This window comes from Lysinibacillus sp. G1-3 (genome assembly GCF_056322905.1).
Window position 1 is genome coordinate 111778 of record NZ_JBWHYQ010000006.1, and the last position, 22810, is coordinate 134587.

Consider the following 22810-nt stretch of genomic DNA (forward strand, 5'->3'; position numbering starts at 1 on the left):
ATGGACTTTAAAACAGATTTCAAACCATTAACAGTAGACCCAGATAAAATTTACGATTACAGTTTCTCAATTATTGCAGAGGAAATGGGCGAGCATAACTTCTCAGAAGACGAGTGGAAAATTGTACGCCGCATCATTCACGCTTCTGCTGACTTTGAACTAGGACGTAGCGTTATTATTACACCAGGAGCGATTGAAGCAGGTATTAAATCAATTCTTGCAGGTCGTCATGTCATTGCAGATGTGCAAATGATTGAAAGTGGTTCAGGGAAAAAACGCTTCCAAAAGCATGGTGGCGATCTACACTGCTATATTGCAGATGAAGACGTTTCAATTGAAGCGAAAAAACAAAACACAACACGTGCGATTATCTCTATGCAAAAGGCTGCTAAATTACATGAAGGTGGTATTTACGCAATTGGTAATGCGCCGACAGCATTGCTTGAATTAATTCGTTTAATTAAAGAAGGTTTAGCGAAACCAGATTTAATTGTCGGAATGCCAGTCGGCTTCGTTTCTGCTGCTGAATCGAAGGAAGAGCTATTAAAAATAGAAGGTATTCCGTACATTACAAATGTTGGTCGAAAAGGCGGTAGTACAGTGACGGTTGCCGCATTGAATGCTGTCTCACTTTTAGCGGATGAACAGGCGAAAAAATAATGGAGCGGAAGCCTAAAAAAGATCCTAAAGACATGCGTCACGGTTATACAACGGGATCCTGTGCGACTGCAGTAACGAAGGCTGCATTACTTGCCTTAATTACAAATGAAGAGCAAGAAACTAGTACCATTCATTTACCGATTGGGCGAGATGCGACCTTTACGATAGAAAAATGTACATTTCAGAGCGATGCTGTTAGCTGTGAAACGATTAAGGATGCTGGTGATGACCCAGATGCAACCCATAAAGCACTCATTGTTGGAACAGTAAGCTGGTCAGATATACCAGGCATTCATCTGGATGGTGGAATTGGTGTCGGGCGTGTAACAAAGCCCGGCTTACCAGTACCTGTTGGAGAAGCAGCCATCAATCCTGTGCCACGAAAGATGATTCATAGTACTGTACAAGGCGTACTCGATGAATTTCAAATTAAACGAGGCGTTAACGTAGTTATTTCCGTCCCTGAAGGTGAGGAAATTGCTAAAAAAACGTTAAATGGGCGCCTTGGTATTATTGGAGGCATCTCCATTTTAGGCACAAGGGGAACCGTCGTGCCTTTTTCGAGTTCCGCGTATATGGCCAGTATCGTCCAAGCGATTAGTGTTGCAAAAGAGGCTGGTTGTGAGCATTTAGTTGTCACTACAGGTGGACGCAGTGAAAAGTATGCAATGGCACAATACCCTGATTTGCCAGAGGAAGCGTTCATTGAGATGGGCGATTTTGTTGGCTTTACATTAAAGCATTGTAAGCGACTTGGTATGAAGAAAGTATCGCTTGTTGGGATGATGGGGAAATTCTCGAAAGTGGCACAAGGTGTCATGATGGTGCACTCCAAAAGTGCTCCTATCGATTTTAATTTTTTAGCTCAATTAGCAGTAGATATAGGGGCTGATGAAGAAACCGTAGCCGAGGTACGAGAGGCTAACACTGCTTCACAAGTCGGTGAAATTATGGCGGAAAAAGGTTATGATTCATTTTTCAACCGTTTATGTGAGGCGTGCTGCTATTCATCCATACATCACATTAAGGGCGGTTTAACGCTTTCCACATCGATCTATTCGATGCAGGGACAATTATTAGGAAGGGCTGATGACATTGCATCGATCGATGAAATTGATTGGGATCGGGGATAACGGACAAGAAAGCTTACTACCACAATACGAGCAGTGGATTGAAGACTGTGAGGTGCTTGTTGGTGGAGATCGTGTTCTAGAATTTTTCCCGAACTTTACCGGTGAGAAAATGTTGATAAAAGGTGGTCTTTCAGCGCTAGTTGAAAGATTGTCTGCGGAAACGAGAAATACAGTTATTTTAGCGTCAGGAGATCCATTATTTTATGGAATCGGTGGGTATTTAGCGAAAAAGCTAGACATTGAGGTTTATCCATATATGAGCTCAGTGCAGCTTGCTTTTTCTAAGATGGGAGAAAGCTGGCAGGATGCGTATGTCACAAGTATTCATGGGCGCTCGATGAAAGGTTTAGCACAACGTATTGATGGTAAAAAGAAAGTGGCACTGCTAACAGATGCAGAGAATAATCCAAATGAGTTGGCACGTTATTTAAAGCATTTTGGCATGACAGAATACCGTGCATTTGTCGCAGAAAATTTACAGGGCGCAAATGAAAAATTCGGCTGGTATTCGCTTGATGAATTAGAAATGGCTGATTTTTCTCCTTTAAATGTAGTCATTCTTCAGCAAACTACAGTGCCGAAACGTTATGCACTCGGTATTGATGATGAAGAATTTTCGCAGCGTAAGCCCGATAAAGGTCTAATTACGAAAAAAGAAATTCGTGTCTTAAGTTTACAAGCAATGCAGCTACAAAAGGATAGCATCGTTTGGGACGTTGGTACATGTACTGGTTCCATGGCTATTGAGGCCGGTAAGCTTGCACCAGAAGGCCAAATATTTGCCGTAGAAAAAAACGCACCTGATTTAGACAATTGCTTGCAAAATCAGCAAAAGTTTCGTGTAGATATTACAGCTATTCATAGTAAAGCGCCAGTGGGACTTGAAAACTTCCCTGACCCGGATGCGATATTTATCGGTGGTACAGGAGGAGAAATGGTGGAGCTCTTACAATTATGCTGTTCACGTTTAAAGGCAAACGGTCGTATTGTATTGAATGCTGCAACTATTGAAAATTTATATAAGGCTGTCGAAGCGTTTAAATCTTGTGGCTTTGCTGTTGATATATTGCAGGCGCAACTTGCACGCAGCAAACCAATATTAGATATGACACGTTTTGTTCCATTAAATCCGATTTACATTATTTCTGCATATAGAAAGGAAGAAAATCATGAGTAATCTTGGTATTTTATATGGCTTGGGCGTAGGTCCTGGCGATCCAGAGTTAATAACAGTTAAGGCATTTCGTGTCATTCAGGAATCCCCTGTTATCGCGTATCCGAAAAAACTAAAGGGCAGTAAAAGCTACGCACATCGTATCGTAGATGTCTACATTAACCCAGAAGAAAAGGATATGCTTGGCTTAGTATTTCCAATGACAAAGGATGAAGCTGTATTAGAACGTGAATGGACGAAATCAGTTCAACTTGTCTATGAAAAATTACAAGAAGGTAAGGACGTTGCATTCGTAACAGAAGGAGACCCATTATTATATAGTACGTTCATCCATATGATGAAGCTTATGCAGGACATGCACCCTGAAGTGGAAATTCGAACAGTTCCTGGTATTTCTTCGTTCAACGGTTCAGCATCACGACTTGGAATTGCGCTGGCAGATGGCGATGACCGTGTTGCCATTGTACCTGCTCATGATGATTATGAGGCTATGCGTGAAGCGATTGAAAGTCACGACGCAGTAGTGTTCATAAAAGTAGCGAAGGTTATTGATTTAATGCTTGAGGTACTACGTGATTTAGACTTACTTGATAAGGCATCAGTCGTAACGAAGGTAACATCTGATGAGGAAATCATTTGGGATGTACGCGAACTAGACGGTGTCGATCTAGAATATTTAACGTTAATGGTGGTGCGTAAATAATGAAGAAAATATATATTGTCGGCGCTGGTCCTGGTGATCCAGATTTAATTACAGTTAAAGGCTTACATATGCTACAAACAGCAGACGTTGTTATGTATACAGATTCTTTAGTGAATGAAGACCTGATCGCAAAGGCAAGGCCAGATGCTGAAGTTATTCGTACAGCAGGTATGCATTTAGAGGAAATGGTAGCGGTCATGGTAGATCGTGTTAATGCAGGTAAAGTAGTAGCTCGTATGCATACGGGAGACCCTGCTATGTATGGTGCGATCATGGAGCAGGTGGCCCTATTAAAAAAAGAAGGCATTGGTTATGAGGTTATTCCTGGTGTAAGCTCTGTCTTCGCTTCTGCAGCGGCAATCGGGGCTGAATTAACAATTCCTGACTTAACACAAACACTTATTTTAACGCGTGCCGAAGGACGTACCCCTGTACCAGAATTCGAAAAGCTACGTGATTTAGCGAGTCATCACTGTACGATCGCATTATTCCTAAGCGCAACGCTAACGAAGAAAATAGTAAAAGAATTACAAAGTGCTGGCTGGGCTGATGATACACCAGTCGCTGTTATTCAACGAGCTTCTTGGCCAGATCAAAAAATCGTACGTACAACATTAATTGAACTGGATGAAGCAATGCGTGTGAACGGTATTCGTAAGCATGCGATGATTTTAGCTGGCTGGGCATTAGATCCGACTATTCATGATAAAGATCAATATCGTTCGAAATTATATGATGCTACTTTCACACATGGCTTTAGAAAAGGTGTGAAGACAAGTGATTGAGTTACAAGAGGGCGTCTTACCAGAGGTTGACCAACGAAATCCATATGCAGTTGTCGCCATTACAAAGCATGGTGTTCAAATTGGACGTCGCTTGCAGCATACTTTTGCTGCGAGCGACTTATATTACATGAGCAAATTTGAGCAGGGGGATGAAGCAGAAAAGCATATTCAAATGTTTACAGGTACTGTGCGTTTACTGCTTCCTACTCTTTTTAAGCAATATAAAGGCTTAATTTTAATCATCTCACTCGGTGCAGTTGTTCGCATGATAGCACCGATTTTAAAGGATAAAAAGACAGATCCAGGCGTAGTTGTTATTGATGATCGTGGTGAAAATGTAATTAGTGTTTTATCGGGACATCTTGGTGGCGCCAATGAGCTGACGCATGAAGTTGCTGCGGCGCTTGGAGCAAATCCAATTATTACGACAGCTTCAGATGTGCAAAAAACGATTCCGGTTGATTTATTTGGGGCACGTTTTGGTTGGGTATGGGATAGTGCTGATAAACTGACACCTGTAAGTGCCTCTGTTGTAAACGAGGAGCACGTCGCAATCGTTCAGGAAACGGGGGAACGTGACTGGTGGATGCGTGACACACCGATGCCAGAGGAAATTAAAATTTATCCGTCAACATATGCGGCGATTACAGCGAAACCACATGCGACATTGCTCATTACTGATCGCATCATTGAACAAGAGGAAGAAGTGCTTCTTGAAAATGGTGTTATTTATCGACCAAAATCCGTCGTGCTTGGTATGGGCTGTAATCGCGGGACATCTGTGGAAGAAATTGAGCAAGTTATTGATGAAACTCTTGCTGAGCTGAAGCTTTCGAAAAAAAGTGTCAAAGCGTTATGTACGATTGATTTAAAGAAAGACGAGCAATGCTTCCTTGAAATAACGAAGAAATACGATTGGGAATTTGTTACATATTCACCGGAGGAATTAAATGAAATTGATTTCCCATCACCTTCGGAAACCGTTTTTAAATATACCGGAGCATACGGAGTGAGTGAGCCTGCCGCAATGCGTTATACGCAAGTGGAGTCGCTTGTGCTAGAAAAGAAAAAATCAGGCAATGCTACTATTTCTGTTGCTAGATTAACATTTTAAGGAGGAAGCCTATGCAAACAAATCGCTTTGTACTTGCAGGTACTGGCAGTGGAGTTGGTAAAACAACCTTTACTATTGGACTCATGAAAGCATTACAAGAAAAGGGCAAAATTGTGCAGGGCTTTAAATGTGGTCCGGATTATATTGACCCTACTTATCATACTGCTGTTACAGGACGGGTATCACGTAATATCGATAGCTGGATGTTTTCACATGAAGCAGTGCGTGATATAGTTGCGCGCGCAAGTGAAGATGCTGATGTTTCCATTATAGAAGGAGTAATGGGCTTTTATGATGGCAAAAGTCCACTATCGGATGCTGGCTCTGCAGCAGACATTAGTGTTGTAACAGAGAGTCCTGTTATTTTAATTGTCAATTGTGCGAGTATGGCACGAAGTGTAGCGGCAGTTGTGAAAGGCTTCCAATTGTTGTCCGATCAACCGAATATCGTTGGCGTTATTGCCAATCAAGTAGGAAGTGTCGGCCATTATGAAATTGCGAAAGCTGCTATTGAGCAGGAGTGCGGTATTCCTGTGATCGGCTATTTGAAGCGTGAGCAAGGGATTGATATTCCTAGTCGCCATTTAGGGTTAGTGCCAGCGATTGAACGAGGAGAACTCGATACATTTTTTGATAAGCTAGGCTCTTTAATGGCGGAAACGATTGATTTAGAGCTATTGCTTGAATTAACAAAGGCTCCTGTTCTACAAGAATCAGGGCAACTATTTGCAGAACAACCATCACAAAATATTTGCATTGCCGTAGCAAAGGATGCCGCGTTTAACTTCTATTATGAAGAAAATTTGGCGCTGCTACGTGCAAAAGGAGCAGAGCTGCAATTTTTCTCACCACTTGCGAATGAGCCTGTTCCCGCAGAAGCAGACGGTTTGTATATAGGTGGAGGGTTCCCAGAGGAATTTGCAGATATTTTAGCGGAAAATTCGGATGTCAAAAAGTCTATTCGTGAAGCGGTTGCCAAAGGTCTACCGACATTAGCTGAATGCGGAGGCTTCATGTATTTGACGGAGGCTATTACGAATAGTAATGGTGACCGTTATGACATGGTTGGTGTTATTCCTGGAGAAGTAGCGATGCAAACAAAGCTAGCAGCTCTAGGTTACCGTGAAATTTTTGGCACACAGCATAATTTTTTAATTGGTACGGATGAAGAAGCTAAAGGACATGAATTCCACTATTCTAAATATAGCGGCTCACACAATACGCCTGCCTATGAAACGAAGGGGCGCTTTGGTAACAAACAAGAGGGCTACCAAGCAGGAAATTTAGTAGCTGGCTACACTCATTTTCATTTTGTATCGAACCCAAAGCTAGTTGACAATTGGTTAACAGCTTGTAAGAAGGTGAAAAATCATGACTAATTATTTTCCTATTCACATGAACATTGAATTTAAAACCGTAGTAATTGTTGGTGGGGGACACGTTGCAACACAAAAGGTTGCATCACTACTACCGGCTAAAGCGAATATTGTCGTTGTAAGCCCTACTCTAGATAACTCATTGTTGCCACTTGCGGAATCCGGTCAAATTACGTGGCATGAAAAAGAATTTGAACCGCGTGATTTAGATGATGCATCACTCATTATTGCGGCAACAAATGATACGTCCGTAAATGAGGCTGTACAAGAAGCAGCCCAGCATTGGCAGCTCATCAATCGTGCTGATGCACAGGCTGAAAGCGACTTTATAACGCCTGCAACAGTGCGCCGTGGTCCTTTAGTGTTAACTGTTTCAACGTCAGGTGCCAGTCCTGCGCTAGCGCGTAAAATTAAAGATGACCTCGAAGAGCAATTTGATGAAGTCTATGATGACTATGTATGCTTCTTACAGCAAGCACGTTTAATGATTGCTGCGAACTTTGAAAAAGGTCCAGAAAGACGCAACGCTCTACAAGCATTACTGGAACCGAGCTTACTAGAATGGACACGCAATGGAGAGATTGATAGACGTGAAGCATTTTTACAACAAATACTGATGGGAGTAGCGCGATGAAAGACGGAAAAGTGTATTTAGTTGGAGCTGGACCAGGAGATCCGAAGCTCATTACAGTGTACGGGCTCGAATGTATTCAAAAGGCAGATGTCATTGCTTATGACCGCCTTGTGAACCCGAAATTACTAGAGTTTGCAAAAAAAGATGCTGAGCTTGTGTACTGTGGTAAATTACCTGGAAAGCATCACTTAATTCAAGATGAGATTCATACATTACTCGTCGAAAAAGCGCAGGAAGGCAAGATTGTCACACGTTTAAAGGGTGGCGATCCATTCGTTTTTGGTCGCGGTGCAGAGGAAGCGGAAATCTTAAAAAATCATGGTATTGCTTATGAAATTGTACCTGGTATTACAGCAGGAATTGCTGCACCGGCGTATGCTGGTATTCCTGTAACACACCGTGATTTTGCAACAAGCTTTGCTCTTGTAACAGGGCACGGTCGTGAGGAAAAAGGACAGGACTTTTTAAATTGGCCTGCACTTGCAACAGGTATTGATACAGTTGCCTTTTACATGAGTGTTGGTAATATTGCTTATATTTCTCGAAAACTCATCGAAAATGGTCGTAAGGCAACAACCCCAGTCGCTGTAATTGAGTGGGGAACAACAGATCAACAGCGTACCATTACAGGTCAGCTTGATGAAATAGCTACTATTATTGAACGAGAAGGCTACCATAACCCGTCCATGATTGTCGTTGGCGAGGTTGTCAATGTACGAGAGAAAATTCAATGGTTTGAAGAGCAAGGACTTGCCCTTTCATAAAAAGTTATTTGAGCATAAGGAGGAAACACATCATGACAGTTATGGAGGCTTTAAAAAATCGTCGGGCGATTCGCAATTACACGAAACAGTCTGTTGAAAAAGAGAAAATCGAGCAAATTTTACAAGCTGCCACATATGCTCCAAATGACCGTATGCGTGAGCCTTGGCATTTTTATGTTATTCAAGACGATGCGATGAAACGCTATGAGGAAATGGCAAATGCTTATTTACAGGAGCGATTCCCTACAAAGCTCAATTTAGTAGAAAGCTCGCTAAAGGTTGTTCAAACAACGCCTGTTGCCATTGTTGTTACAGCAGATATTGTTGAAAATGATGCTGATGCAACAGCAGATAATGTCTTTGCCGTATGCAGTGCCATCATGTCTATGTGGCTTGCCGCAGAGGAGCTAGGGCTTGGCTTTGTATGGCGTACACGCGGTGTAGGGCTAGTTCATGACCCACGTATGCATGCATTTATAGGCGCAAATGAATCACAAAAAGTAGTAGGAACAATCTTTATCGGCTATCCAGAAGAGCAAGAGCTTAAAGACAAGAAAAGAAGTCCAATCGAAGAAAAAACAACATGGCTTTAAGGGAGGCTTAAACAATGGCTAGAAAAGGTTTGTTTTTAGTTTATACAGGTGAAGGAAAGGGCAAAACAACAGCTTCCCTAGGTGTCACATTACGCGCAGTTGGTCGAGGCCTAAATGTCCGATATATGCAATTTATAAAATCACCCGAGCGCACATACGGAGAGCAAATTGCTTTTCGAAAGCTTGGCGTAGAAATGGAGCAAATGGGCATCGGCTTCACTTGGACAAAAACACCCGAGGAACATCGTGCCGCTTTAGCAAAGGCATGGGAAAAAACAAAGGCCGCCCTGCAAGACGACAGCATTGATCTACTCGTATTAGACGAACTCAACAATGCACTTGCAATAACAAAATTCCCAATCGATGATGTGCTCCCATTATCCGAAGTTATCGGAGCTATTCAGCAACGCCCACCTACCATGCATTTAGTAGTAACCGGACGTAGCGCTAACCCAGCACTTGTGGAAATGGCCGATTTAGTATCAACAATTGATGCGACTAAGCACTATTATGAGGAAGGCATACCAGCAGTTAAAGGTTTAGAATTTTAATTGATGCACAGTGAATCGGAAAGGGTACCCGCGCTTTGTGGTGAAATACCCGCGGAAGGAAGAAGAATACCCGCGATATGGAGTGAAATACCCGCGGAACGAGGAAGAATACCCGCGGAACGAGGAAGAATACCCGCGATATGGAGTGAAATACCCGCGGAAGGAAGCAGAACATCCGCGCTTCAACAAAAAATAAGGAAGGGGAAAAGACTATGCCAGCAAAATCTATCATGATTCAAGGAACGGCTTCTGATGTAGGGAAAAGTATGATATGTACAGCGCTGTGCCGTATTTTATCTGACGATGGGTTAAAGGTAGTACCGTTTAAATCGCAAAATATGGCCCTGAATTCGTTTGTTACTCAAGATGGCGGGGAAATTGGTCGTGCACAGGGTGTACAAGCAGAGGCGGCACGTGTTGTCGCTACTACGGATATGAATCCGATATTGCTAAAACCTAAGCAGGATATGGTATCGGAAGTGATTGTTCATGGTAAGCATTTTTTAAATATGGATGCTAAAAGCTATCGCAATCAATTCGTCCAAGAAGCGATGCCAATCGTTGAAAAGTCAGTGCGGACTTTACAAAATACATATGATGTCATTGTCCTTGAAGGTGCGGGAAGCCCGGCAGAAATTAATTTGAAAGACCGTGATATAGCTAATATGCGCATGGCTCATCTAGCGGATGCTGCGGTTGTGCTAGTTGCAGATATCGATCGAGGAGGCGTGTTTGCATCGATTGTTGGAACGCTCGCATTACTTGACGATGCAGAACGGGCACGTGTAAAAGGGCTGATTATTAATAAATTCAGAGGAATGCGTGAGTTACTTGATGATGGCATTGAATGGGTAGAACGTGAAACGGGGATTCCTGTCCTTGGAGTTGTACCGTATGTAGAGGTCAATATAGAGGCTGAAGACTCACTAGCATTATCTTCATTACGCTTTAAAAAGCCTAAGCCTGGAGAGTTTGCGGTGGATGTGGCCATGATTCGCTTGCCGCGCATTTCAAACTTTACAGATGTTGATCCATTTTTCGATGAGCCAGAGGTTGGTGTACGTTTAATCGGCAATGTCAATGAGCTTGGTACGCCCGATTTACTTATATTACCTGGAACCAAAAGTACAATAGATGATTTAGCTTGGTTAAAGGCACAGGGATTCGATCAAGCGATTGCTAATTTACGTGCAAGAGGGACAAAAATTATTGGCATTTGTGGTGGCTTCCAAATGCTAGGTGAAACGTTGCTAGATCCTGATGCAGTAGAAGGAAATGGCGAGTCAGCGCAAGGCTTAGCATTATTGCCAATGGAAACTGTATTTGTTGGCGATAAAAAGACAGTTCAAATGACAGGAACAAGAGGGCAGGATACGTTTACTGGTTATGAAATTCATCTAGGACGTACAAAAATTTTGCGTGATGAAGTATCGCCATTTTTACAGCTTGCAGATGGGCGCTTAGATGGGGCAGTAAGTGCAGATGAATTAGTAATCGGAACATATTTCCACGGTTTATTCCATAATCGCACCTTTACACGACAGCTCATCAACGACATTCGCCTGAAAAAGGGCCTCTCTGCTTTACCAAGTGATGTAAAAAGTGACGCAGAACGTAGAGAAGATGCATACAATATGCTGGCAAAGCATGTGCGTGCGAATCTTGATATGAAAAAAGTATACGAAATTATGAATTTAGAGGTACCTGTATGACAAGAAAAGGTCCGTTAGCCATTGATTATGAGGCGTTATGGCAGGAAGGTATGAAAGACTGGCATGGCCAAATGCCAGAAAGAATGATCAATGATCAATTAGAGGAGCAGTTTTGGGCGCAGTCCATCGCCCGTAAAAAGGCTGGACAAACAGATCCTTATGCTGCTAAAATTTTTCAAGAAATTAAAAAAAGTATTCAAGCCGAGCAATCGGTATTGGAAATTGGTCCAGGCTGGGGCAATTATACATTTCCGCTTGCTGAGCATGTGCGAAAGCTAACTTGTGTAGATAGCTCAGCAAGTATTCTTACCTATTTAGAAAATTGCATGGAAGCTAGGCAACATGTTTCTTATCTTCACGCAAAATGGGAAAACCTTGCTGAGGATGAAGTAGAAGCGCACGATATCGTCATCGGTGTCAATTGCTTCTATCGTATGTATGACATCAAATCAGCACTTTACCATATGAATCGTCTAGCTAAAAAGCGTGCAATTATTGGCATGACGACAGGGCCGATTCAACCCCATTATGAAATTTTATACGAAAAGTATAGCTACGATATTAAATTTCCACGAAGAGATTATATAGAATTTTTAAACTTGCTGTATGAAATGGATATTTATGCCGAATGCAAAATTATCCCATTAGAACGAGTATATGAATATGACAGCTATGAGCAGCTTGTAACAACACAAAGTAAAAAAATATTGAATGATTCTTTTAATAGAGCACATGTTGAAGAGTCGCTTTTGCCATTTATTGAAGAAAAGAATGGGCGTTATTATTATCGTCATGATTTCCACGCTGCGCTCGTATCATGGGAGCCGAAATAATTACGAAACCTTTGGACTGCACTTAATGACCAAAGGTTTTTCTTATTGTGCACGATAAGGTACAATAAAGCGATAGAAATAGAAGTGAGGTGGCATATGTGCAACTACATTTTTTAGGAACAGGCGCAGGAATGCCTTCAAAGGAACGAAATACAAGTGCCTTAATGGTGAAGCTTTTAGATGAAGTGGGGGAAATGTGGCTTTTTGATTGTGGGGAGGCGACTCAACATCAAATTTTGCACACATCGTTAAAGCCACGTAAAGTAACGAAAATATTCATTACACATTTACATGGTGACCATATTTTTGGCCTACCTGGCTTTTTAAGCTCTCGTTCATTTCAAGGTGGAGATGAGCCATTAACAATATTTGGCCCTCAAGGTTTACAGCAATGGATTGAGCAAACCTTAGCCTTATCAAAGACACATTTAACATATCCATTACAATTTGTTGAAGTCCGTGAAGGTGTTATTTATGAGGACGAACACTTCACAGTAAGTGCAAGTGAATTGCGACATGTAGTTCCATGCTTTGGCTACCGTATAGAACAAAAAGATTTACCTGGTGAATTGTTAATGGAAAAAGCACAGGCTCTAGGTGTTCCTAAAGGCCCGATATTAGGACAACTAAAAGCTGGGAAAGATATTGAGCTTGCAGATGGCACTATTGTTTATGCAAAAGATGTCGTTGCTCCGCCGAAAAAAGGCTTTACGCTCACAATATTAGGCGATACAAAATACTGTCCAGAGGCTGTTTCATTAGCTAATGAAGCAGATATCGTTATTCATGAAGCGACCTTTGATGGCACTACGACAGATTTAGCAGCGAGCTATGGACACGCTACAAATGTCGAAGCGGCTAATGTAGCACAACAAGCAGGTGCAAACTATTTGCTTCTGAACCATTTAAGTGCCCGCTTTTTACCACAAGATTTACCGGAATTTTTAGCAGATGCACAGGAGATTTTCCCACAAACCTTCCTTACATCCGATCAATCAGTATTTACATGGAATAACAATAAGTTAATTTAACTTCTTTCAGCCAAAAACGTAAAGTAGCTTTTAAATGACATTTCATTTAAAAGCTACTTTTATCTTTATTTAGCAAAGTGTTTTCTGTGCGAAAGCAACAACAATTAATTTGTCTCTGCATCAAAAGCATGGACGGAAGACCTTTTTATCGATATAATTCAACGATTTGATTTGCTATATACTCGGAGCTAAAATGTACCCCATTTCTGAGCCACCACATAAGGATTCCCAGTATTGAAGAGGCGAGAATATCCATTGATAGTGTACTATCAGCACCTTCACTTTTACGTTGTATGACAATCAAGTCCTTTAATGTCATATGCATTTTTTTATTGAAACCAGGGTGCTCAAATAGCACAGCTAAAATTTTCCTGTGCTTATAAATATAATCTAAAAACGTAATTAGTTGTTCTTGATTATTTAAATTATCAATTTGTAAAGTTGGAGACATTTTCGACAACAGGTCGTCGAAAATATCGTAAACTACTTGTTTTAATAAATCATTTATATCGACAAAATGTAAATAAAAAGTTGCTCGATTTAGCTCTGCACGTTGGGCTATTTTTTGTACTGTAAGTTTCGAAATATCTGGGTTTTCGATTAATATATCTACGACAGCCTCTTTAAAGACGCGTTTAGAGCGAATAGCTCGTGGGTCTTGCTTTTTTTGTGTGGGCAATTTCATTCTCCTTTATCTATTAAATACAAATTTAATTAATAGTATTTTTATTTTTGTTGTTTAATTGACACTTCTTGAAAAATTGTAAATAGGAATCAAAAAATAAACGTGTTATTATCTATTTTATTGACATGTTGTTAATAAAACAAGTAGAAAGAGGCAGAATGAAATGTCGGAATCAATAAATAAAAAAGTATTATTAACAGTATTAATTTTCGGGTGTTTTTTATCTACTCTTAATCAAACGCTGTTAAACGTTGCATTGAGTAATTTAATGGACGTATTTTCCGTTTCTGCTACAACAGTCCAGTGGTTAGCTACTGGATTTATGTTAGTAAATGGGGTGCTAGTCCCTATTACAGCATACTTAATGAAACGTTTTTCAACACGACAATTATTTATAAGTTCAATGCTGTTTTTATTAGTAGGCTCTATTTTTTGTGCAATAGCTCCGAACTTCACAACTTTACTAATAGGTCGTATGATTCAAGCGGTTGGAGCAGGAATTATTATGCCATTGCTAATGAGCATCGTAATGTTTATTTTCCCTCCTGAAAAAAGAGGTAGTATGATGGGGTTAATTGGGCTTGCAATGATTTTCGCTCCAGCCATTGCACCAACTTTAGCAGGTTTCATTATCGATTATTATTCATGGCGTTGGTTATTTATCGGAATAATTCCATTTGTCGTGATCGTTATATTCATGGCAATGAAATATTTAATTAATGTTTCAGAAACAGCAAACACGAAGTTAGATGTAGTGAGTGTTATTTTATCGACAATTGGCTTTGGTTTTATTTTGTATGGTTTTAGTAATGCAGGTAGCCATGGCTGGAATGATAACATTGTAATAGTTACTATACTTGTGGGGATAATGACTACTGTATTATTCTGTCTTCGCCAAATGAAATCTTCTGATCCACTTCTTAACTTATCCGTTTTTAAAAATAAACTATTTACGCTAACGTCCATCATCAACATTATTGTCACAATGATGATGTATGCGGATATGATTTTATTACCGATGTATTTACAAAATGGAAGAGGGTTTACGGCATTAGACGCTGGTTTATTATTATTACCGGGTGCTCTTGTAAATGCCTTTATGTCTCCAGTGACCGGAAAAATGTATGACCGCTTTGGTGCAAAGCCGTTATTTATTATCGGTTTGATTTTCGTCATTCCTTCCATGTGGGTTGTAACAGATTTAACAGAAACAACAACATTTAGCTTTTTAATGATACGTACCATTTTTCTACGTATAGGGTTGAGTTTTATTACAATGCCATTGAACACAGCTGGTTTGAATGCATTACCTAAAACACTTGTCACACATGGTACAGCAGTGAATAATACATTACGACAAATTGCAGGTGCAATCGGTTCTGCTGTTGTCATTACAATTTTCACAGCACAAACAACAAACCATGCAAAAACATTGCTAGTAGAAACACCGAATGCGACGGCTGAAGGTATACGTACGCTTGCTTCCATTTTAGGTTCAAGTGATGCTTATTATTTCATGACCATCTTAGCGATACTCGCATTTATTTTAACTTTATTTGTTCCATCTAAAAAAAGAGTAAACAATAGTTTGTGAATGTATAGATTTGAATAAATAACTTTGAAAAGCCTTGCTACATTAATGAAGTAAGGCTTTTATACTATTAAATTATCCCGACTATTAATAGAAAAAAGACCATATATAATGTAGTAATTGATGTAATGCGAAAATTTAGAATGTTGAAGAAAAATAATGCAGTAAATAGTAGATTTTCGTATAATTGACTAAAGGGGAGTGGTTTAATATGAATCAGCAAAAAATGCCACCAGCACTATTGCGTTTAATTGTTATTTTTCCAAATGTGCTGAGCTATTTATTATTATTTGGACTTATCTTTTTTGTTATCTCTAATTATGACACGCTAAAAGCTACGGACAACTTAACGGTTTGGCTTATTTTTATTTTTGTTCTTGCGCCGGCTGCTGCCTACACGACATTTAGCATTATTAAGAAAATTCGTGCTGGACAAATGTAAGCAAAAACAACAAGTGTATCCATTAGATAAGCTAATGGATACACTTGTTGGACATTTTAATTCTGAATAAAATAACTCTAATTACAAATAGAACAACAGCTAATATGAAGTAAAAGTTAGTAATTACATTCATTATGTGAAAAGGGGCTTTATGAACAAAAACAGCTTTCACCCAGTGACGATCTTCTTTTACTGCAATTGCAATGGAAGTTGATGTCCCTTTTATTTCATAATAATGTGTCTCTTTTGGGTAATAGTTTGAGGCATTTCCGTATTAATTTCCTGTCATATTATTTGGCTTGGTCTTTACTTCTCCTATAATTTTACCGATTTTATTATCTTCAATTAATTCTTCTTTTTTAACTTCATAAACGTTTCCTTTCCAAACGACAACAGGATAAGCCCAAGATAGTGCTTGCACAGAGGGCGAAATCATAAGTAAAAGTAAAAACGACAACAACGTAATTCGTTTGAAAAAGCACTTCCAATAAGTAATCATTTTATTTTAATTATAAATTAATAAAATGGAAATATTGAATGGATTTGAAAAATCTTTGAAAAGTAAAGTTAATTACACGATTCCTCATTATATTTTCTGAAAACAATTTTTTTAGAAAAATTGACATAATGAAATTAAAAGCGAATAAAATAATTCCATTTAGAGAAACTAAAAATAAATACATAATAAATTTGAAAAGCGGGGTGTTTTTTTGGATCCAACAAATTGCGATTTTTCACCAATGAAACAAACATTAAAGGAAGAGCTTTTGCAGGTCATTATTTCATTACAGCAAAGTGTAGAAGCTATGGATACTAATACAAACTGTCTTTTGGGGAATTTTGAAAAAATAAAAGAGAAATTTGTAACGATTGAAATGAAGGCTGCTACGTTTTATTTGAATTGCTATCTTTCACCGTTTACTGAAAAATATCCTGAGCTTTCGCATAGCGTACAAAATATGTCAAAAAGAAGACACGGGGGACTAATTGTTATTGAACGGGAGGATTCTGTATCATCTATTTTAAAGCCTGGTATTCATATTGGTGCTGAAGTGACGCATTCCTTATTAGAATCTATTTTTTTTCCTGGAAATCCACTGCATGATGGCGCTGTTTTAATAAGCAAAAATTTAATTAAATCAGCAGCAAATGTACTGCCACTTTCTGAGAGATACACAGGGGAAAAAAAATTAGGAATGAGACATCGTGCAGCATTAGGATTAAGTGAAGTCAGTGATGCACTTGTCATGATAGTGTCCGAAGAAACAGGGAGAATTTCTTTTGCCTTTAAAGGAAACTTATATCCAATTACGACGCATGGCATTATATAGTGTGAGCTTCACACTGGATAATATCTCGAATTCGAGATATTCTCCTTGCTTATTTATCACTTGCGTGGTAAAGTGATAAATAAGAGGAGGAGGAAGCGATGCGAAAACACACGCTCGGATCACTGACATGGATTCGGATGATGCGCTTTACAAATCAAAGTAATCAGCTATCCAATGATTTTTTAAAGCATTTTGACTTAACGACTGCACAGTTTGATGTCCTAATACAAATAAAGACATTTGCACCGTTAACGCAATCACAGTTAGCAGAGAAAGTGACAGTGACGCAAGGTGGTATGTCTCGGATGCTTGCTCGTCTAGAAAAAGATGGACTTATTGAACGAAAACAAAATTGGAAGACCAAAACAATTTCTCTGACAGCTAAAGGCGAGCAGATGATTGATGAGGCAACACCAAGTCAGCTACAGTTTCAATCTTCATTTTTTGAAGAAGTATTAACAGAAGAAGAAATGAAAACTTTAAATAGACTCATGTCAAAATTAGAAAAGCATAGTCGCGAAAAAAAATTACCAAAAGCGTGATTTTTTTTGTAACATCACTTGCTTAGTCAAGTGAAAACGAGGAGGAAACATTTATGAACAAATTAAGCGGACATCATCATATATCAATGCTAACAAAAAACGGCAAACGTAATAATGATTTTTATACAAAAATTCTCGGCCTACGTCGTGTGAAGAAAACAGTCAACCAAGATTCGCCTTCCATGTATCACTTATTTTATGGAGACTTAACAGGAGCTGCAGGTACAGAATTAACATTTTTTGAAATGCCCGTAGCAGGACGAACAGTTCGAGGAACAAATGCCATTACACGTATTGGACTACTAGTGCCAAGCTATGGAAGTCTGCAATTTTGGAAAAATCGTTTTCAAGAATTAGAGGTTGAACATAGTGAAATAACAACTTATGCAGGTAAAGATGCATTGTTTTTTGAGGATCATGAAGGGTTACGAATGGTGCTTTTAAATAATCATGGTCACGAAACACCAGCTCATTGGCAACCATGGGATGGCTCTGATATCCCGGGGGAACATCGCATTTTAGGAATGGGTACAGTTGAAATGACAGTTCGTTACTTGCAACGGACAGTGAGCTTATTAAAAGAGCTATTTAATTATACAGCTGTTATAGAAAGTGAAAAAGAGGCCGTATTGCAATCTATTTCTGGAGAAGTACTTGGAGAAATCGTCGTTAAAGAATTAGAAGGGCCTAGTGAGAAACCTGGTCGTGGTAGTATTCATCATTTAGCACTACGTGTTAGTACAGTGGAGGAATTGCAAGAATGGGATGCCAAAATTAAAGAGTGGGGATTTGAAAGTACTGGCGTTGTGGACCGTTATTATTTCCAAAGTCTTTATTTTAGAGATCGTAATGGAATTTTATTTGAAATGGCGACAGATGGTCCAGGGTTTACAGTTGATTCGGCAGTAGAGGATCTTGGCAAGGAACTTGATCTCCCACCGTTTTTAGAAGAAAAACGTGCAGAAATCGAAGCTATTTTAGAACCACTAGATTAAGGAGAGGATTAATCATGGAAAAATACCGCATTGATCAATCGAAAGGCATTGAATTTGGTCTCTATTCATTAGGGGATCATATTCCAAATCCATTAACAGGCGAACGTATTTCAGCTCAGCAAAGAATCCAAGAGCTTGTTGAAGCAAGTCAGCTTGCAGAACAAGCAGGTATTGATGTATTTGGTGTGGGCGAAAGTCATCAATCGTACTTTACTACACAGGCACACACGGTTGTTTTAGGAGCAATCGCACAAGCTACATCAAAAATTAAATTAGCAAGCTCCGCTACGGTACTAAGTGTCTCGGACCCAGTGCGCGTATATGAAGATTTTGCGACGATTGATTTAATTTCAGATGGTCGCGCAGAAATTGTTGCGGGGCGTGGCTCTCGAGTTGGTGCATATGATTTACTAGGCGTTGATTTAAAGGATTATGAAGAAATTTTTGAAGAAAAATTAGAGCTGCTGAAAAAAATAAATGACAATGACCTTGTCACTTGGGAAGGACAATACCGTGCACCACTTCGTAATGCGCAAATTTTGCCACAACCTAAAAATGGCTCGTTGCCAATTTGGCGAGCTGTTGGTGGACCACCAGCAAGTGCCATTAAAGCAGGCTATATGGGCATTCCAATGATGTTAACGACATTAGGTGGTCCCGCTGTGAACTTTAAGCCATCAGTAGATGCCTACAGAGAAGCAGCAGAGCGAAGTGGTTTTGATCCGAAAGAGTTACCGATTGCTACAACAAGTCTATTTTATGTTGCTGATACGACGAAAGAGGCACTACAAGGGATGTATCCACATTTAAATGGTGGATTCCAAGCAATTCGTGGTTCAGGTTATCCAAAGCAGCAATTTGCACAAGCGCCAGATACACGAGACGCCTTAATGGTCGGAAGTAAAGATCAAATTATTGAAAAATTACTATATCAATACGAGCTCTATGGCATGCAACGATTTATGGCACAAATTGATTTTGGCGGTGTGCCATTCGATAAATTAATGAAAAATATCGAAATTATAGGGAACGATATTTTACCTGCAATTAAAAAATATACAGTAAAATAAGGAGTGTTCAGCATGAAAATTGTTGCACTAGCTGGTTCAATTGTTGGTTCAAAAACAAAAACAGCCATCAGTAAGGTGGTTGAAATCATACAAAATAAATATCCAGAGCATGAGGTAGTGTTACTAGATCTTGCTGAATACAAAATGGAGTTTAGTGATGGACGAAATTATTTTGAATATGATGGAGATACAAAATATGTAGCCGAAACAATTATGGCTGCAGATGCAATTGTCATTGGAACACCAACATTTCAAGCTTCTATTCCGGCAACGTTGAAAAATATTTTTGACTTACTACCTGTCAATGCGTTTCGCGATAAAGTGGTGAGTACGGTTGTTACAGCTGGCACAGCGAAGCACTACCTAATGATTGAGCAGCAGTTAAAGCCAATTCTTGCTTATATGAAAGCTCATATTGTTCCAACGTATGTATTTATAGAAGAAAAGGATTTTTTACGGAAGGAAATTGTGAATGATGACGTCTTATTCCGCCTTGAGCGTTTAGCTGAGGATACAGTGATGGTAGCTGATGCGTTTGCAGAAATTCGTGCTAAAAAAGATGCGGAATATGATTTTTAGAGATTACTAATTTAATAAATTTTAGACGCTGTATAAGGGGCAAGCTTATACAGCGTTTTTCGTGCCAATTTTATTTTTAGTTGGACCACTTGAACCATCGAGCATGGCCATCAGGGCGTTCCATTGTCCGTATAGATTCTATTTCTCCTAGATCCATAAAATCTTGATGCAGTTGCATATCAAATAAATTGTTATAGCAATGGTAGAGAGGTCGTTCTATGCTAATCTCTTTTAATTGCTCTATTAATTTAAGGCGTAACTCTATTGGGATTTGATTGGCCACATGTGTATGGTAAACAACTAACATTGCTTCTTCATTAATTTCTCTACTAATATCTTTAATAAGTTTAATGGCATCTCCTTTTATCAGTTGTAAATCGAGCTCTTTTAAAATAGGGAGCGCTTGATTTAACAATAGTCTACGTTCTTGATGCTCTGGCCAAATTAAGGCTTGGAGCCATTGGAGCTCTTCCTCATTATGAATATCAATAGGATTTAAATCGATGCCCACTCGATTACAAACAACTGGTGCATTTGAAATAGAAGTTGGAAGCGGCTGACCCTGATTTTCTGATGACAAAATGAAATCATTATTAGAATTGTTTATGTGAAGCTGTTCATTATAGCAGTAATTGTATTGATCCATCCCAAGTTGAAGCCCTGCACTTGCACCAATTTCTATGAAGGCTAATGGTTTTTTGTGGCGTTCATATATTTCTGTCATCATCGGATAAAGGTAAGAACAACGGCGAATTTCATTTGTCTGAACAAGTTTTTCTTGAAATAAAGTCTTCAATTCGTCTGAATGAGACAAGACAAAAGCTTTAAAAACTGGGTACGCTTCACTTATTCTTTTTGGTGTTGTCGTTAAAGACGGATAAAATTGAACTAAATCATCCTTTGATGATGACAGCAAATACTGAACACTAGCTAATAATAAATTGGGTACAGGTTGTCCTTGAGGTATAAACGCCGCAACTTTTAATAGTTCATCATCTTCAGCAATCTTATTCGCTAAATGTTCGTACAGTGGACTTGAGTTTTCACATTCATTTTTTGCAAAAGTACGAAATTGTTTACTTAATTTGGCTAACATACGATTCTCCCCTTTGTGTAAAAGTGATCGATCTACTTTTGAGTTTATTATTATTGGATAATTTAGTAAATTAAATATAGTTAATGAAGTTGATTAGAAATATTAATTAAAGAGGTGAGAGTTTGGATTATAAATGGATACAGTCTTTTGTTGTAGCCGCTAAATCCTGTAATTTTCGAGTGGCAGCAGAAGAGTTACATTTATCGCAGCCAAGTATTACAGTTCATATTCATCAATTAGAACAATTTTTGAATGTAAAATTATTTAAACGTGAAAAAAACCGTGTGCAATTAACGGAGGCAGGGCGGCTTTTTCTAATAGAAGCCCAGCAAATCATTTATCAATGGGATAAAAGTATTGAACGTTTTCAGTTAGCGACAAAAGGCATTGAAGAAAAGCTAATTATTGCAATGACTCCCTTAATGGTGGAAACAATATTACCTCATGTAATTTATCAGTTTATCAATGAACACCCGTCCATTGAAATATCGATTCTAGTGGAGGAATCAGCAAAAATTGAGGATTTAATAAGTAGTGATAAGGCACATATTGGTATATCCTTATTGCCAACTCGTTATCGACATTGGGACCAAGAGCTTCTTGTAGAAAGTCCTTTAGAACTTGTTATTCCACTGGATGCTTTCGATGATGAGACGGGAGCTTATATTGACTATGAGGAATTGTTTCAAACCTACACTTTATTTACACACCATCATCCAACCATTTGGGAGGATTTATTACATAAGCTACAGGAAAAATATGTAGTTACCAAGCAAGTGTCCATATCACAATCCTATGTGGTAAAGCGCTTAATAAAAGATGGGCTAGGTATGTCGTTTTTACCACGGATGATTGTTAGAAGAGAGCGGATGGAAGGTCGGTTTAATATCGTTCCCTTCGATGAGATAGCTTTGCCAAGCGTTCCTGTATATCTTTTTTATAAGGATTCGGTCCAAGTTCCAGAAGAGTTAGTATGTTTATTTCAGACGAGGAATTATTTGTGATTGTCAACCATTCTTATTTATTGTACCGTTTTCGTGGTGCTGACGCCTGCATTCGCAGAGTGATGGACTATCAAGATGTTGTAAGAAGAATATACATAAATCTGTTTTTAGAATCCGATTGACGAAAATAGTTAACTAGATACTAATTAGCTTTTTAATCGATTTTATACAACAGATAATTCCAGACGTAAAAATATTGGACTAGGGTTATCTATTGTCAGGCTGCTAGCAGAAAAATTAGGTAGAGGTGCAACGGCCAAAATAGAAGATGGCATGATTGAGTTTTTAGTATGCTTAAAAAAGAATATGTAATATTGGTAGCCGAGAACCTTATTGCATCTTGGCTATAACAATACATAAAACGTTTATATCGAAAAACTGGATAAAACAATGACATAATCCTTATGGAAGA

Annotated in this window: 26 protein-coding genes; 23 read left to right on the plus strand and 3 right to left on the minus strand. The window is 39.0% G+C overall.

Features of this window, described 5'->3' with window-relative positions; translation table 11 throughout:
- The 15 genes from ACVYAD_RS07755 (at nucleotide 1) to rnz (ending at nucleotide 13063) form a co-directional block, all read left to right on the plus strand.
- Nucleotides 1-660 (plus strand): precorrin-8X methylmutase, encoded by a 660-nt coding sequence (locus tag ACVYAD_RS07755; RefSeq protein WP_476425632.1) that lies wholly within the window; start codon nucleotides 1-3, stop codon nucleotides 658-660.
- Nucleotides 660-1793, plus strand: a complete 1134-nt coding sequence (locus ACVYAD_RS07760; RefSeq protein ID WP_349660485.1) for a cobalt-precorrin-5B (C(1))-methyltransferase — start codon at nucleotides 660-662, stop codon at nucleotides 1791-1793. The genes ACVYAD_RS07755 and ACVYAD_RS07760 overlap by 1 nt, the downstream gene beginning before the upstream one ends.
- The gene (gene cbiE / locus ACVYAD_RS07765; protein ID WP_476425634.1) at nucleotides 1750-2970 is read left to right on the plus strand and encodes a precorrin-6y C5,15-methyltransferase (decarboxylating) subunit CbiE; all 1221 of its coding nucleotides are present in this window, start codon (nucleotides 1750-1752) and stop codon (nucleotides 2968-2970) included. The genes ACVYAD_RS07760 and cbiE overlap by 44 nt, the downstream gene beginning before the upstream one ends.
- Nucleotides 2963-3670, plus strand: a complete 708-nt coding sequence (gene cobI / locus ACVYAD_RS07770) for a precorrin-2 C(20)-methyltransferase (protein ID WP_349660483.1) — start codon at nucleotides 2963-2965, stop codon at nucleotides 3668-3670. The genes cbiE and cobI overlap by 8 nt, the downstream gene beginning before the upstream one ends.
- Complete coding sequence (gene cobM, locus ACVYAD_RS07775; protein WP_197143132.1) at nucleotides 3670-4455, plus strand: precorrin-4 C(11)-methyltransferase; 786 nt, start codon at nucleotides 3670-3672, stop codon at nucleotides 4453-4455. Before cobI ends, cobM begins: the two co-directional genes overlap by 1 nt.
- Nucleotides 4448-5569: a cobalt-precorrin 5A hydrolase gene (locus ACVYAD_RS07780; RefSeq protein ID WP_476425636.1), complete on the plus strand. Its 1122-nt coding sequence runs from the start codon at nucleotides 4448-4450 to the stop codon at nucleotides 5567-5569. The genes cobM and ACVYAD_RS07780 overlap by 8 nt, the downstream gene beginning before the upstream one ends.
- 11 nt (nucleotides 5570-5580) lie before the next feature.
- On the plus strand, nucleotides 5581-6948 hold the full coding sequence (locus ACVYAD_RS07785; RefSeq protein WP_476425638.1) for a cobyrinate a,c-diamide synthase: 1368 nt from the start codon (nucleotides 5581-5583) through the stop codon (nucleotides 6946-6948).
- Nucleotides 6941-7579 (plus strand): precorrin-2 dehydrogenase/sirohydrochlorin ferrochelatase family protein, encoded by a 639-nt coding sequence (locus ACVYAD_RS07790; protein WP_476425640.1) that lies wholly within the window; start codon nucleotides 6941-6943, stop codon nucleotides 7577-7579. Before ACVYAD_RS07785 ends, ACVYAD_RS07790 begins: the two co-directional genes overlap by 8 nt.
- The gene (cobA, locus tag ACVYAD_RS07795; protein ID WP_349660479.1) at nucleotides 7576-8343 is read left to right on the plus strand and encodes a uroporphyrinogen-III C-methyltransferase; all 768 of its coding nucleotides are present in this window, start codon (nucleotides 7576-7578) and stop codon (nucleotides 8341-8343) included. Before ACVYAD_RS07790 ends, cobA begins: the two co-directional genes overlap by 4 nt.
- Nucleotides 8344-8375: 32 nt before the next feature.
- Nucleotides 8376-8936 carry a nitroreductase family protein gene (locus ACVYAD_RS07800; protein ID WP_476425642.1) on the plus strand — a complete coding sequence of 187 codons (561 nt, stop codon included), beginning with the start codon at nucleotides 8376-8378 and terminating at the stop codon, nucleotides 8934-8936.
- Between the two features lie 14 nt (nucleotides 8937-8950).
- Complete coding sequence (locus ACVYAD_RS07805; RefSeq protein WP_476425644.1) at nucleotides 8951-9487, plus strand: cob(I)yrinic acid a,c-diamide adenosyltransferase; 537 nt, start codon at nucleotides 8951-8953, stop codon at nucleotides 9485-9487.
- Between the two features lie 10 nt (nucleotides 9488-9497).
- Nucleotides 9498-9683: a hypothetical protein gene (locus ACVYAD_RS07810; RefSeq protein ID WP_476425646.1), complete on the plus strand. Its 186-nt coding sequence runs from the start codon at nucleotides 9498-9500 to the stop codon at nucleotides 9681-9683.
- A 16-nt stretch (nucleotides 9684-9699) separates the two neighbouring features.
- On the plus strand, nucleotides 9700-11199 hold the full coding sequence (locus ACVYAD_RS07815; protein WP_476425648.1) for a cobyric acid synthase: 1500 nt from the start codon (nucleotides 9700-9702) through the stop codon (nucleotides 11197-11199).
- Nucleotides 11196-12032 carry a class I SAM-dependent methyltransferase gene (locus ACVYAD_RS07820; RefSeq protein ID WP_476425650.1) on the plus strand — a complete coding sequence of 279 codons (837 nt, stop codon included), beginning with the start codon at nucleotides 11196-11198 and terminating at the stop codon, nucleotides 12030-12032. The genes ACVYAD_RS07815 and ACVYAD_RS07820 overlap by 4 nt, the downstream gene beginning before the upstream one ends.
- 98 nt (nucleotides 12033-12130) lie before the next feature.
- Nucleotides 12131-13063 (plus strand): ribonuclease Z, encoded by a 933-nt coding sequence (gene rnz, locus ACVYAD_RS07825; RefSeq protein WP_476425652.1) that lies wholly within the window; start codon nucleotides 12131-12133, stop codon nucleotides 13061-13063.
- A gap of 145 nt (nucleotides 13064-13208) precedes the next feature.
- On the opposite strand, the gene ACVYAD_RS07830 is transcribed toward rnz, so the two are convergent.
- Complete coding sequence (locus ACVYAD_RS07830; protein ID WP_476425653.1) at nucleotides 13209-13748, minus strand: TetR/AcrR family transcriptional regulator; 540 nt, start codon at nucleotides 13746-13748, stop codon at nucleotides 13209-13211.
- 163 nt (nucleotides 13749-13911) lie between these two features.
- Between ACVYAD_RS07830 and ACVYAD_RS07835 the strand changes: the two genes are divergently transcribed.
- A complete protein-coding gene (locus ACVYAD_RS07835; protein ID WP_476425655.1) occupies nucleotides 13912-15342 on the plus strand; it encodes a DHA2 family efflux MFS transporter permease subunit in 1431 nt (476 codons plus the stop codon).
- A 208-nt stretch (nucleotides 15343-15550) separates the two neighbouring features.
- Nucleotides 15551-15781 (plus strand): acyl-phosphate glycerol 3-phosphate acyltransferase, encoded by a 231-nt coding sequence (locus ACVYAD_RS07840; RefSeq protein ID WP_349661459.1) that lies wholly within the window; start codon nucleotides 15551-15553, stop codon nucleotides 15779-15781.
- Between the two features lie 274 nt (nucleotides 15782-16055).
- Here ACVYAD_RS07840 and ACVYAD_RS07845 read toward each other — a convergent pair whose 3' ends face one another.
- Nucleotides 16056-16202 (minus strand): hypothetical protein, encoded by a 147-nt coding sequence (locus ACVYAD_RS07845; RefSeq protein WP_476425657.1) that lies wholly within the window; start codon nucleotides 16200-16202, stop codon nucleotides 16056-16058.
- Nucleotides 16203-16491: 289 nt separating this feature from the next.
- Between ACVYAD_RS07845 and cdaS the strand changes: the two genes are divergently transcribed.
- From cdaS to ACVYAD_RS07870, 5 genes are all read left to right on the plus strand, one after another.
- Nucleotides 16492-17112: a sporulation-specific diadenylate cyclase CdaS gene (gene cdaS / locus ACVYAD_RS07850; RefSeq protein WP_349661457.1), complete on the plus strand. Its 621-nt coding sequence runs from the start codon at nucleotides 16492-16494 to the stop codon at nucleotides 17110-17112.
- 98 nt (nucleotides 17113-17210) lie between these two features.
- A complete protein-coding gene (locus ACVYAD_RS07855) occupies nucleotides 17211-17654 on the plus strand; it encodes a MarR family winged helix-turn-helix transcriptional regulator (protein ID WP_476425659.1) in 444 nt (147 codons plus the stop codon).
- A 53-nt stretch (nucleotides 17655-17707) separates the two neighbouring features.
- On the plus strand, nucleotides 17708-18649 hold the full coding sequence (locus ACVYAD_RS07860) for a ring-cleaving dioxygenase (protein WP_476425661.1): 942 nt from the start codon (nucleotides 17708-17710) through the stop codon (nucleotides 18647-18649).
- A 14-nt stretch (nucleotides 18650-18663) separates the two neighbouring features.
- Nucleotides 18664-19719 carry an LLM class flavin-dependent oxidoreductase gene (locus ACVYAD_RS07865; RefSeq protein WP_476425663.1) on the plus strand — a complete coding sequence of 352 codons (1056 nt, stop codon included), beginning with the start codon at nucleotides 18664-18666 and terminating at the stop codon, nucleotides 19717-19719.
- 12 nt (nucleotides 19720-19731) lie between these two features.
- Nucleotides 19732-20298: an NADPH-dependent FMN reductase gene (locus ACVYAD_RS07870; protein ID WP_476425665.1), complete on the plus strand. Its 567-nt coding sequence runs from the start codon at nucleotides 19732-19734 to the stop codon at nucleotides 20296-20298.
- Between the two features lie 76 nt (nucleotides 20299-20374).
- Here the strand turns inward: ACVYAD_RS07870 and ACVYAD_RS07875 are convergent, their stop codons facing one another.
- Nucleotides 20375-21394, minus strand: coding sequence for a DUF2332 domain-containing protein (locus ACVYAD_RS07875; RefSeq protein WP_476425667.1), 1020 nt, complete (start codon nucleotides 21392-21394; stop codon nucleotides 20375-20377).
- A gap of 122 nt (nucleotides 21395-21516) precedes the next feature.
- Between ACVYAD_RS07875 and ACVYAD_RS07880 the strand changes: the two genes are divergently transcribed.
- On the plus strand, nucleotides 21517-22398 hold the full coding sequence (locus tag ACVYAD_RS07880; protein ID WP_476425669.1) for a LysR family transcriptional regulator: 882 nt from the start codon (nucleotides 21517-21519) through the stop codon (nucleotides 22396-22398).
- Nucleotides 22399-22810: the final 412 nt, after the last annotated feature.

Bases quoted from the DNA above. Each gene is read 5' to 3' on its own strand.
- ACVYAD_RS07755 (WP_476425632.1), top strand. From the start codon at position 1: ATGGACTTTAAAACAGATTTCAAACCATTAACAGTAGACCCAGATAAA.
- ACVYAD_RS07760 (WP_349660485.1), top strand. From the start codon at position 660: ATGGAGCGGAAGCCTAAAAAAGATCCTAAAGACATGCGTCACGGTTAT.
- cbiE (WP_476425634.1), top strand. From the start codon at position 1,750: ATGACATTGCATCGATCGATGAAATTGATTGGGATCGGGGATAACGGA.
- cobI (WP_349660483.1), top strand. From the start codon at position 2,963: ATGAGTAATCTTGGTATTTTATATGGCTTGGGCGTAGGTCCTGGCGAT.
- cobM (WP_197143132.1), top strand. From the start codon at position 3,670: ATGAAGAAAATATATATTGTCGGCGCTGGTCCTGGTGATCCAGATTTA.
- ACVYAD_RS07785 (WP_476425638.1), top strand. From the start codon at position 5,581: ATGCAAACAAATCGCTTTGTACTTGCAGGTACTGGCAGTGGAGTTGGT.
- ACVYAD_RS07790 (WP_476425640.1), top strand. From the start codon at position 6,941: ATGACTAATTATTTTCCTATTCACATGAACATTGAATTTAAAACCGTA.
- cobA (WP_349660479.1), top strand. From the start codon at position 7,576: ATGAAAGACGGAAAAGTGTATTTAGTTGGAGCTGGACCAGGAGATCCG.
- ACVYAD_RS07800 (WP_476425642.1), top strand. From the start codon at position 8,376: ATGACAGTTATGGAGGCTTTAAAAAATCGTCGGGCGATTCGCAATTAC.
- ACVYAD_RS07805 (WP_476425644.1), top strand. From the start codon at position 8,951: ATGGCTAGAAAAGGTTTGTTTTTAGTTTATACAGGTGAAGGAAAGGGC.
- ACVYAD_RS07815 (WP_476425648.1), top strand. From the start codon at position 9,700: ATGCCAGCAAAATCTATCATGATTCAAGGAACGGCTTCTGATGTAGGG.
- ACVYAD_RS07820 (WP_476425650.1), top strand. From the start codon at position 11,196: ATGACAAGAAAAGGTCCGTTAGCCATTGATTATGAGGCGTTATGGCAG.
- ACVYAD_RS07830 (WP_476425653.1), bottom strand. From the start codon at position 13,748: ATGAAATTGCCCACACAAAAAAAGCAAGACCCACGAGCTATTCGCTCT.
- ACVYAD_RS07835 (WP_476425655.1), top strand. From the start codon at position 13,912: ATGTCGGAATCAATAAATAAAAAAGTATTATTAACAGTATTAATTTTC.
- ACVYAD_RS07840 (WP_349661459.1), top strand. From the start codon at position 15,551: ATGAATCAGCAAAAAATGCCACCAGCACTATTGCGTTTAATTGTTATT.
- ACVYAD_RS07855 (WP_476425659.1), top strand. From the start codon at position 17,211: ATGCGAAAACACACGCTCGGATCACTGACATGGATTCGGATGATGCGC.
- ACVYAD_RS07860 (WP_476425661.1), top strand. From the start codon at position 17,708: ATGAACAAATTAAGCGGACATCATCATATATCAATGCTAACAAAAAAC.
- ACVYAD_RS07865 (WP_476425663.1), top strand. From the start codon at position 18,664: ATGGAAAAATACCGCATTGATCAATCGAAAGGCATTGAATTTGGTCTC.
- ACVYAD_RS07870 (WP_476425665.1), top strand. From the start codon at position 19,732: ATGAAAATTGTTGCACTAGCTGGTTCAATTGTTGGTTCAAAAACAAAA.
- ACVYAD_RS07875 (WP_476425667.1), bottom strand. From the start codon at position 21,394: ATGTTAGCCAAATTAAGTAAACAATTTCGTACTTTTGCAAAAAATGAA.